Consider the following 11380-nt stretch of genomic DNA (forward strand, 5'->3'; position numbering starts at 1 on the left):
TAATTGATTAGTATTAAATGAAGTGACAAAATATAAATGCATGGCAATTATATAAAATTTTCAAAGAATATATTGCATTAATAATTGAAAGAATGTATTATAGGGAAAACGCTTACCCTAACCAGTTGCTTAGGGATAGAGTTTGCTTCAGTATTTATTATTAGTAATGAAAGCGCATACTAAGAGAGACCTCTAAAAGGATACATAGTTTATTTTTGCACTTAAATATAGTTTAACTATTTGGTATCTTTCCACACACACTGACAGAATAGTCCACCTCAGAATTCGAATTTACCTAGGAGTATTAGTCACCTGATATACATAGAGATTACCTACTTAACTGGAAATCTATTAAACGATAATTAAAACAAATACATTTTATCCCAATAATTAGATGTTTTCGTAGACATATGTATTTGTTTTTTTATAAAAATTGATAAAAGGAGGGGTGTGACCGTTTGTTCGCTAATGAGTTAAAAGATTGCTTTTAAGGGGGAGGATTAGTTTGAAAAAGAGGTTGAAGATATTTCTTATCTTTGCTTTTCTTATCTTGTTTCTAACTGCATGTATGAGTGCAGGAGTCGATGAGGCATCTAAGAATGTAGAGAACGAAACAAATAAAGAAGCAAATAACGAGTCTGCCGCACCTGCAGACCCAGCGGACATAAGTGAATATAAAGAAGCACCTGAACTAAAAGAGCTTGTTGATTCGGAAGAACTGCCACCAGTAGAAGAACGCATACCGGTTGCTGAAGATATTATGGTTGAAGACGTACATGAAGAATTAGGTACTTATGGTGGAAACATATCCATGTCGTGGGGTGGCCCTGATGACAAGTGGGCCGTTGGTAAAATTACTGAAGAAGCACTGTTTCGCTTTAATGAAGACGGGAGTGATGTTGAGCCCAATGTAGCTAAAGGTTATGACGTTAATGAAGATGCAACAGAATATACTATCTATTTAAGGGAGGGGATGAAATGGTCCGACGGTGTACCTTTTACAGCAGATGATGTGTTGTTCTATTGGGAGCACATGTTGACAAAAGAAACGTTCGGTAAATCAGTATATGATGCCTATTTTACAATTGATCCTGATAATGGCGAGAGGAAAATGGCTGAAGTTACTAAAATTGATGATAATTCATTCAAAGTCACACATGCTTTTCCTAGTCCGGATTTCTTAAAGCGTGTCGCAATCGATAACAAATGGTTTTTTGCTCCAAAACATTTTCATGAAACGATATTACCGGAATTTGTCGGTGATGAAAAGGCTCTAGAGATAGCTAAAGAACATGGATACCCTGATGTCGGTACATACTTGGTAGATACAGGGTATTACTATTGGATTAATGAAGAAATTCCAACGCTCCGACCGTGGGTGGCAAGTAACGACCCCCACAATGAAGACTTTGTGATGAAACGCAATCCTTACTACTGGAAAGTAGATGCAGAAGGTAATCAGCTTCCCTACATTAATAATTTAGTAGCTAGTAAGATACAAGATCCAAGTCAAAGTGTACTTGGTATGTTAGGTGGAGACTTTAACTTAGGTTGGTTTAATGTCAATGATTTTACCGTATTAAAGGAAAATGAAGAAAAAGCAGGTTACCGTGTACTGATGTGGCCGACTGCTAGCCTTACTAGTGCTGCGATTCAGTTGAACCAAACAGTTCAAGATGATAAGCTGCGTGAATTGTTCCAGGATATCAGATTTAGGGAAGCACTTTCCGTTTCTGTCGATCGTCGAGAAATAACAGAGATTGTAACAAATGGTATTGCGGAACCAGTACAGGCGGCCGTTATTGAAGGGTTATTTGGTTATCAAGAAGGATGGAAGGACCAATGGGCTGAATATAATCCAAAACGTGCCGAACAATTGCTTGACGAAATCGGTATAACAGAGAAGAATACCCAAGGCTTCCGATTGTTTGATGATGGTTCGGTTGTAACACTTACAATTACAGAGCAAAATCAAGCTAATGCTGATTTTTTGGAATTGGTAAAAGATGCGTATGAAAAAGTCGGCCTAAAAGTCAACTTAAAATTTGTTGATGGAGGAACCTTTCAAGATTTGAAATATAGTAATCAGGTAGAAATTTCTACAGAAGGTGGAAACATAGTCAACGTGATATTACGTCCAGAATTACTTGTACCATTGCGTGTGCTAACACCATGGCAAGGGGATTATGGATTATATGTTACATCTAAAGGTAAAGAAGGAACAAAGCCTGAGGGTGATGCTGCTAAGTTACTAGAATATTGGGATAATTTAAGAGCCTCTACAACAGAAGAAGATACAAATCATTGGGCTAATGAAATTTATAAGCTCCACATGAAAAATCAGTGGATCATTGGTTATGCAGGTGGAACGCCTGCCGTAGTCGTTGCGGCAAATAGTTTACGGAATATTCCGGAGAGTGTTACTCACTCTGATGAATTCCGAGAACTTGGCCATGGTCATCCAGCACAATTCTTTATTAAAGAATAAATCACGGATCAGAAGTTAGTGGGGATATTTATCCCTACTGACTTATTACAATCCTAAATGAAAAGAGGGTAAAGAGGGTGCTTAAGTATATATTTAGAAGGATTTTGTTAGTAACACCGGTTCTCATAGCAGTTTCTATTATCGTTTTCTTTATCATTCAGCTCCCACCAGGAGATTATGTCACGCACTATGCTGCACAAATGTCAGCACAAGGTGAGAACATGACTGCTGCAGAAATGGCTGATATGAGAGCCAGGTTAAATTTAGATAAACATTGGTTTATCCAATATATGTTGTGGATGCGAGATATCATTGTCGACTTTGACTTCGGTCATTCTTTTAATTATAACGAGCCTGTCACTACCGTTGTTGGACGTTATATGGTATTGACATTAATTGTGTCTCTTGTAACGATGGCATTCACCTACTTGGTTGCTATTCCGATTGGTATTTATTCCGCGGTCAGACAATATTCAATCGGTGACTACATCGCTTCCACAATTGGCTTCCTTGGTATGGCAACACCGAACTTCTTATTAGCAATAATTCTGATGTATGTTTCATATGTGAATTTTGGTGATCCACTATTAGGGCTTTTCTCGAATGAATTTGAAAATGCTCCATGGACGTGGGCAAAGGTTTGGGACTTAGCTAAGCATATGGTGATTCCAGTTATTGTTATTGGGACAGCAAGCACAGCAGGGTTAATCCGTATTATGAGGGGACAAATGCTTGATGAAATTAATAAGCCAAATGTTGTGACAGCTCGATCGAAAGGTTTATCTGAGACGAAAATTTTATTTAAATATCCGACTAGAGCAGCTATGAATCCGATTGTTAGTACATTTGGCTGGACCTTATCAAGTATATTTACAGGTTCAACTATAACTGCGATCGTTTTAAATTTACCAATACAGGGACCGGTTATGTACAACGCACTCTTGGGTCAGGATATGTATTTAGCAGGAACTTGGTTGTTATTTATGGCTATTTTAACTGTTATCGGTACATTAATCTCGGATATATTACTTGCATGGCTTGATCCAAGAATCCGAACCGAGATACGAGGAGGGTAATGAATGAAAAAGTTACGTTTATTAAACAAATTATTTAATAAACGGAAAGACAATGATGCTGTTGATTCTAAAACAAACGAGTCCGTTGATTCTACGGTAAAAAAAGAAGGTTACTATGACTCACAATGGAGTTTGATTTGGAAGAAATTAAAGAGGCATAAGTTAGCCCGTTTTAGTTTATTCCTCTTAGTTTTGTTTTACATAGGCATTATTTTTGCCGATTTTATCGCACCACAGGGATTACAAGAATATAAAAGTGATTATGCAAATGCACCACCAATGAATATTCACTTTTTTGATACAGAAGGTAATTTTCACCTTCGTCCATTTGTCTATGGCATTGAAAGTACACGACATCCTGACACATTTAGAAAGATATTCGTCGAAGATCGAACCGTGATGTATCCAATCCAATTTTTTGTAGAAGGTAGAGAATATAAATTTCTTGGATTATTCCCAACCAATAAACATTTATTTGGTGTAGAAGAACCTGGTAAATATTTTGTCTTAGGTACAGATGGGATGGGTAGAGACTTATTTTCCCGTATTGTGGTAGGAAGTCGCGTATCTTTAAGTATCCCACTAGCTGGGGTAGCCATAAGTTTAATCATTGGTTTGATTCTTGGGGGTATTTCTGGCTACTTCGGTGGTTGGATTGATGCGATTATTCAACGTATCATAGAAATCTTTCGTTCTTTCCCAACTTTACCTTTATGGATGGCTTTATCTGCCGCAATTCCAGCGGGCATAGATGTGGTTATGATGTATCTCTATATTGTGATTATTATTTCGTTTATTGAGTGGACAGATTTAGCGCGGGTTGTACGTGGACAGTTTATGTCATTGAAAAATGAAGAATATGTCCTAGCGGCTAGAATTGCAGGTGTTAGTACACCGAAAATTATTTCGAAACATCTCGTACCAGGAATTGTTAGTTACTTGATTGTCTCAATTACGTTAGCCATACCTGGAATGATACTTGCGGAAACAGCAATGAGCTTTTTAGGTCTTGGTATTCGCTCACCAGCAACAAGTTGGGGAGTGTTACTTCAAGAAGCACAGCAAATTGATAATGTTGCGCTTTATCCATGGAAGCTAATTCCACTACTTTTTGTTGTCTTTGCAGTCTTATGCTTTAACTTCTTTGGAGATGGTTTGCGTGATGCCGCCGATCCATACAAAAGCTAGACATTTTTGGTTGATATATTAAATTAGAGTGAGGAGATATTATGAATGTAAAAACTTCAAAACCGCAACCAGAGGAAAAAACTATTCTTTCCGTTGATAACCTTAAAATTAATATTCAGGTGGATAATGCAGTTCTGAATGCAGTCGATGGGGTTGACTTTACTATTGAGAAGGGAAAAACACTCGGCCTAGTAGGAGAATCTGGTTGTGGAAAAAGTTTAACTAGTAGAGCGATCATGGGGCTTAACCCGAAAGAATGCGAAACGACAGGTGAAATTTTATATAATTCTACTGTAGATAAGAAAATGAAAAATATAAATATTTTGGATTTAAATCCAACTAGAAAAAAGTTTCGTTCGATTCGAGGGAAAAAAATATCGATGATTTTTCAAGAACCGATGACAGCCCTTTCACCATTGTATACCGTTGGGAATCAAATTGTTGAAATAATTTTGCTACACCGTACGAAAGATAAAAATGAAGCAAAGCAAATTGCGCTAGAAATGTTAAGTAAAGTAGGGATATCTGACGAAGAAAAACGATTTAATCAATATCCACATGAATTCTCTGGTGGTATGCGTCAACGTGTAATGATAGCAATGGCATTATCTTGTAATCCGGAATTGCTTATTGCAGATGAGCCAACTACTGCATTAGATGTTACCATCCAAGCACAAGTAATGGAGCTTATGAAGGATTTGCAAGATGAATTTAGTATGGCTATTCTGCTTGTGACTCATGATTTAGGGGTTATTGCCGAAATGTGTGATGAAGTAGCAGTGATGTATTTGGGTAAAATTGTTGAAAAAGCATCGGTAAAGGAGATTTTTAATAATCCAAAACACCCTTATACCCAAGGCTTAATCAATTCGATGCCAAAATTAGGGCATAACAAAAAGCGCCTTGAGCCCATCGAAGGGACAGTGCCACTTGCAATCAATATGCAGAATAAATGTGGATTTTACGACCGTTGCAAACATCGAATGCCTGGAGTTTGTGATGTAAATGCGGTACCAAATACAACAGTATCTCAAGATCATACCGTAAGATGTTTTCTTTACACAGAGGAGGGGGAGGAAAAGAAAAATGCCTGAGCGTATTTTGAATGTGAAAGGGTTAAATAAAGAATTTAAAGCTAAATCTACTAAACTATTTAGTAGAGCGATACCCATTAAGATTTTAAAAGATATATCCTTTGACTTATTAGAAGGTGAAACGTTAAGTATCGTTGGTGAGTCTGGTTCTGGAAAAACGACGCTAGGTAGATGTGTTTTAAAAGGCATGGATGCAACCTCTGGTGAGGTTATCTATCGAACGGAAGATGGGAAAGAAGTCGATTATTTACATTTAGCAAAAGTAGACTATAAGAAATATCGGAAAGATCTCCAAATGATTTTCCAAGATCCATATTCGTCACTAAATCCTAGGATGACTGTTTTTGATATTATCTCAGAGCCGCTGATTACCAATTTTGATGTGGGAAAGAAGGAAATAGAGAAACGTGTTGCAGAAATTGTCAAAAAGGTGGGACTTAATCCAACATTGCTTAAACGTTATCCACATGCTTTCTCCGGTGGGCAAAGACAACGGATAGCGATAGCTCGTGCATTAATTACTCAACCGAGGATCATTGTTTGTGATGAAGCGGTGTCAGCACTTGATGTATCAATTCAGGCACAGATTATTAATCTGCTTAGTGATCTGCAAAAGGAATTTAGAATTACGTATATCTTTATTTCACACGATTTATCGGTAGTTCAAACAATATCTGATAGGGTTGCTGTTATGCACTTAGGAAGAATCGTTGAGCTTGCATCGGTTGATTCCATTTTCGACAACCCCAAGCATCCTTATACAGAGGCACTATTATCGGCTGTACCGAAGCCAGATCCAAATGTTAAGAAAGATAGAATCATTTTAGAAGGTGAAGTACCAAACCCTGGAAACCCGCCGAGCGGGTGTGAATTCCATCCAAGATGTCCATACGCAACAGAAAAGTGTATGACTGAAGTTCCAGAAATAAAGGCGATAGGTAAGGGTAGAAGACATTTTGTAGCATGCCACTATGCTGAAAATTTACAATTGAAAGGTGTAGACTATGGATCAAAAGCTCAATAACGAAAATAATAAGAAGTTAATAGTATTTTTAGATTGCGGGGATACGTTAATTGATGAGGGCACGGAAATCCGTGATGACCAGGGGGTGGTGATAGAAGCAAATCTGATACCTGGGGCAGATACAATGGTCAAGACGCTTGCTGAGCAAGGGTATACCCTTGCTATTGTAGCTGATGGGCTTGCGCAATCATTTAAAAATATACTAACCCAGAATGGGCTATACGATTATTTTACCACGATGATTTATTCAGAAACGATCAAAGCGGATAAACCAAGTACTCGAATGTTTAAAGCGGCAATTGGAGCATTAGATCTTAGTGAAAAAGACCGCTACCGTATTGTGATGGTAGGTAATAATTTGAGCCGAGATATTGCAGGTGCTAACCAAATGGGATTAACAAGTGTTCATTTAAATTGGACAACTCGATATCCCAAGCAACCAACTCACGAAGATGAAGTGCCAGATTATACAATCAGTGAACCAATAGAGTTGATTGACTTAGTAGATCATATCAATCAGCAATTAACTATAAATCAATGAATATAATTAAATAATCTTTAATATGTTAAACTACTATAAAGAAGACAGTTTTACTTCACACATAATGATGAGTTGATACTTAAGCGCTTACCCTAAAACACGATTATTTTAGAGGGAGGATTGTTATTTAACGTTGAAAACACAATAGTAAGCGCTTTGTATCAAACTAACCTCTAAGGAGAATGGCTGTGAAAAAATTAACGATAGGTATTATTGGGGCAGGAAGAATCGGGCAATTGCATGTAACAAATGCTTTAAAATCTAACAAGATAGTATTAAAAGCGATAGCTGACCTTTATATTGACCATCTAAGCGAAAGTAATTTTGCACAGGATGTTCCAATCATTACACAAAATCCGGAGGATATTTTTAATGATCCTGAAATAGATGCTGTGTTTATTTGCTCAAGTACAGACACTCATGTTGATTTTATTAAAAAAGCGGCTCGCTCGAAAAAACATATTTTCTGTGAAAAGCCGATAAGTATGAATGTGGAGGAAACAAAAGAGACATTAGAAGTAGTAAAAGCTTCTGGAGTTAAATTCCAGATTGGCTTTAACAGGCGGTATGATAAGCACTACAAAACTGCATGTGAAGCTGTGCGTAATGGGAAGATTGGTAATGCCCATCTGATTAAAATTACTTCTCGTGATCCAGAAACACCTCCAGAAAGCTACATTAAAAAATCAGGCGGCATGTTTATGGACATGACGATTCATGACTTTGATATGATTCGCTATTTAGCTGCAAAAGAAATAAAGGATATTACGGTAAAAGCTTCTTCACTGATTGATGAAAAATTTGTAAGAAATGATGATGTAGATACAGCTGTGATCACAGTAACGTTTGAGGATGGATCACTAGGTGTTATTGATAATAGCAGGCAAGCTGCCTATGGATATGACCAACGAATTGAAGTTTTTGGTAGTAAGGGCGTGGTGACCGTTGGAAACGAGAAACCTACGAATGTCACGATTAGCACAAAAGAGGCGGTTGTTTCTGATAACCCTAAATATTTCTTTCTTGAGAGATACAATGATGCATTTATCGAAGAAATTAATTCTTTTGTAGCAGCTGTTCTTGAGGATGTACCTATCCTATCTACTATTGACGATGGATTTAAAGCCCAATTGCTAGCAACTGCAGCAAGAATTTCTTGGAAGGAAAATAGAACCGTAGAATTAGCAAATCTATTTAAGGAATTACAAGTGTAAGCGTTAAAGTGTACTACAAATATCACTTAGGAGGTATTCGATGTCAAAATTAATTGTTAAACCAACACAAAGAGATCAAGAAGGAAAGATTCTTTCTGTCACCCCAGAATCAGCAGGATGGGAATACGTTGGTTTTGAAGTGTATTCGTTAAAAAAGGGAGAAACCCTTTCAAAAAAAACCTTTGACAAGGAAGCGTGTTTAGTTCTTTTATCTGGAAAAGCTACAGTAAAAACTTCTGAAAAAACATTTGAAGATATCGGGAAACGAATGAGTGTGTTTGAAAAGATTCCACCATACTCTATTTATGTTGCAGCTGGTGACAATTTTTTTGTAACCGCCAATACTGATCTAGAGTTAGCTGTTTGTACAGCACCGGGAAAAGGCAACCACAAAACTCGATTCATTTCACCGGATGATATTGGTGTGGAAGACCGTGGTCATGGGAAGATGTCGAGAAAAATCCATAATATTTTACCAGAGGAAAAGGCAGCGGATAGTTTACTCGTCGTTGAAGTGTATACTCCTGATGGCAATACATCCAGTTATCCACCACATAAACACGATCAAAACAATTTGCCGCATGAATCTTATTTGGAAGAGACGTATTATCATGAAGTGAATCCAGATCAAGGTTTTGTATTTCAACGTGTATATAATGATGACCGCAGCTTAAACGAAACGATGAGCATAGAGAATCGCAATGTCGTACTCGTTCCAGAAGGATATCATCCGGTCTCCTGTGTACCTGGTTATGAATCGTATTATTTGAATGTAATGGCTGGCCCTGTGCGTACGTGGAAGTTTCATAATGAACCCGCTCATGAGTGGCTATTTCAGGGAGTCATGAAAAAGTAATCATTATACAAGGAGGTAAACCATGTATCAATTAAATTTTAAAAAAGGAAAACCGATAGATCTAATCGGTATTGGTAGGCTTTGCATTGATTTGAATGCCAATGAATTTAATCGTCCAATGGAGGAAACAATGTCATTTACCAAATATGTTGGTGGCTCTCCGGTAAACATTACGATTGGTGCTTCAAGATTAGGATTAAAAACTGGTTTTATCGGAAAAGTATCAAATGATCAAATGGGAAAATTTATTACGAACTACCTTGAGGATGACAATATTGATACATCCAATATTGCGATTGATAACACAGGGGCTGTGACAGGACTTGCATTTACAGAGATTATAAGTCCGGAAGAGTGCAGTATACTAATGTATCGAGACAATGTGGCTGATTTAAAATTAACGACTGACGATGTATCCGAAGACTTCATTAAACAATCGAAAGTGCTGCTAGTTTCCGGTACAGCACTCGCTGCTAGCCCTTCGAGGGAAGCGGTATTTTTAGCATTAGATTATTCAAGAAAACATGATGTAGTTGTTGTTTTTGATCTCGATTATCGTCCGTATACATGGGCTTCGGATAAAGAGACAGCAACCTATTATAATTTAGTAGCGGAAAAAAGTGATGTTATCATCGGTACACGCGAAGAGTTTGATATGATGGAGCAATTTGAATCCGATAACAACTCTGATGACCATCTGACTGCACAAAAATGGTTTAATTACCAAGCGGAAATTGTTGTAATTAAACACGGGGGTGCTGGTTCGATTACCTATTCTAAAGATGGGTCAAAGCATATAGGTGGGACATTTAAAACGAAGGTGCTAAAGACATTTGGTGCTGGTGACTCTTATGCATCTGCATTTATTTACGGATTAATGAACTATTGGGATATTCCAAGAGCAATGGAATTTGGAAGTGCCTCGGCAGCAATTGTTATTTCTAAGCACAGCTGTTCCGATGCGATGCCGACTGTAAGTGAAATTGAAGATTTCATAAAATCGGCAGAGAGAGACTAAGGAGGGAGAGGATTGTTAGCAAAGCTTAATGAGGTATTAAAAGATACGTTAACACATGATTATGCGATTCCTGCATTCAATGTATTTGGGTATGAAGATGCAATAGCAGTGATTGCTGCGGCTGAAGAGATTAATGCGCCAGTGATTCTTGCGACGAATAAAGTAGCTATTGAGTTTATGCCAATCACTATTTTAGGAAAGCTGTTGATAGGTCTTGCTGAGGAAGCATCTGTTCCAGTCGTTGTTCACTTAGACCATGGTAAAGATTATAAGACTGTTGCTCAAGCGATCGAAGTTGGATACAGTTCGGTGATGTACGATGGATCGTTACTACCATTTGAAGAAAATGTTAGAAATACCAAAAAAATTGTTGAGTTAGCGCATGGGTTTGGCATTCCGGTTGAAGCCGAAATTGGCACGGTTGGGTATAGTGATAAAGCTGGAATGAATGGTGCGTTGACAGATCCTGAAGAGGCAGCAGCTTTTGCAAAGCAAACGAATGTGGATGCATTAGCAGTTGCGGTTGGAACAGTTCACCGAATGGAACAGCAGGTGGCATCGTTACAATTTGATCGAATTGAACAAATTGAGTCGCTCGTAAATGTTCCATTGGTGATGCATGGTTCGACTGGCATTCCGGATGATGAATTGCGTAAGCTTCCATATACACAATTTGGAAAAGTCAATATCGGAACAGCAATTCGGATGGCTTTTGGGAAAACACTGAAGTATGAAATGTTAACAAATCCAGATACATTTGACAGGCTTAAGTTGTTCGAAGCACCAATCGAAGCGGTTAAGCAAGAGGCATTAAAAAAGATGAGATTATTAAACTTAGAAAACTATTTTTCTGATAAATTGGTGTTTAAAAATAAATAGGA

At 37.6% G+C, this 11380-nt stretch carries 10 protein-coding genes; all 10 read left to right on the forward strand.

Translation table 11 applies throughout. The features are described from left to right. Positions 1 to 505: 505 nt before the first annotated feature. The 10 genes from IPU53_RS09360 to IPU53_RS09405 all read left to right on the forward strand — a co-directional run bounded on the left by IPU53_RS09360 (position 506) and on the right by IPU53_RS09405 (position 11378). Positions 506 to 2488 (forward strand): ABC transporter substrate-binding protein, encoded by a 1983-nt coding sequence (locus IPU53_RS09360; RefSeq protein ID WP_242698183.1) that lies wholly within the window; start codon positions 506 to 508, stop codon positions 2486 to 2488. Between the two features lie 77 nt (positions 2489 to 2565). Continuing rightward, entirely contained in the window at positions 2566 to 3564 is a 999-nt protein-coding gene (locus tag IPU53_RS09365) for an ABC transporter permease (protein ID WP_207450117.1), read from the forward strand. Between the two features lie 3 nt (positions 3565 to 3567). Then, positions 3568 to 4752 (forward strand): ABC transporter permease, encoded by a 1185-nt coding sequence (locus IPU53_RS09370; protein ID WP_207450119.1) that lies wholly within the window; start codon positions 3568 to 3570, stop codon positions 4750 to 4752. Positions 4753 to 4793: 41 nt separating this feature from the next. Then, positions 4794 to 5846 carry an ABC transporter ATP-binding protein gene (locus tag IPU53_RS09375; protein ID WP_207450121.1) on the forward strand — a complete coding sequence of 351 codons (1053 nt, stop codon included), beginning with the start codon at positions 4794 to 4796 and terminating at the stop codon, positions 5844 to 5846. After that, entirely contained in the window at positions 5839 to 6870 is a 1032-nt protein-coding gene (locus IPU53_RS09380) for an ABC transporter ATP-binding protein (protein ID WP_207450123.1), read from the forward strand. The genes IPU53_RS09375 and IPU53_RS09380 overlap by 8 nt, the downstream gene beginning before the upstream one ends. Then, on the forward strand, positions 6851 to 7411 hold the full coding sequence (locus tag IPU53_RS09385; protein WP_207450125.1) for an HAD family hydrolase: 561 nt from the start codon (positions 6851 to 6853) through the stop codon (positions 7409 to 7411). Before IPU53_RS09380 ends, IPU53_RS09385 begins: the two co-directional genes overlap by 20 nt. 188 nt (positions 7412 to 7599) lie before the next feature. Beyond that, on the forward strand, positions 7600 to 8625 hold the full coding sequence (iolG, locus tag IPU53_RS09390) for an inositol 2-dehydrogenase (RefSeq protein ID WP_207450127.1): 1026 nt from the start codon (positions 7600 to 7602) through the stop codon (positions 8623 to 8625). Between the two features lie 40 nt (positions 8626 to 8665). Continuing rightward, complete coding sequence (gene iolB / locus IPU53_RS09395; RefSeq protein ID WP_207450129.1) at positions 8666 to 9481, forward strand: 5-deoxy-glucuronate isomerase; 816 nt, start codon at positions 8666 to 8668, stop codon at positions 9479 to 9481. Between the two features lie 22 nt (positions 9482 to 9503). Further along, entirely contained in the window at positions 9504 to 10499 is a 996-nt protein-coding gene (gene iolC, locus IPU53_RS09400; RefSeq protein ID WP_207450130.1) for a 5-dehydro-2-deoxygluconokinase, read from the forward strand. Between the two features lie 12 nt (positions 10500 to 10511). Then, positions 10512 to 11378, forward strand: coding sequence for a class II fructose-bisphosphate aldolase (locus tag IPU53_RS09405; protein ID WP_207450131.1), 867 nt, complete (start codon positions 10512 to 10514; stop codon positions 11376 to 11378). Positions 11379 to 11380: the final 2 nt, after the last annotated feature.

The sequence above is a fragment of the Bacillus sp. SD088 genome, assembly GCF_017355205.1.
Taxonomy (GTDB): Bacteria; Bacillota; Bacilli; order Bacillales; family Bacillaceae_C; genus Lederbergia.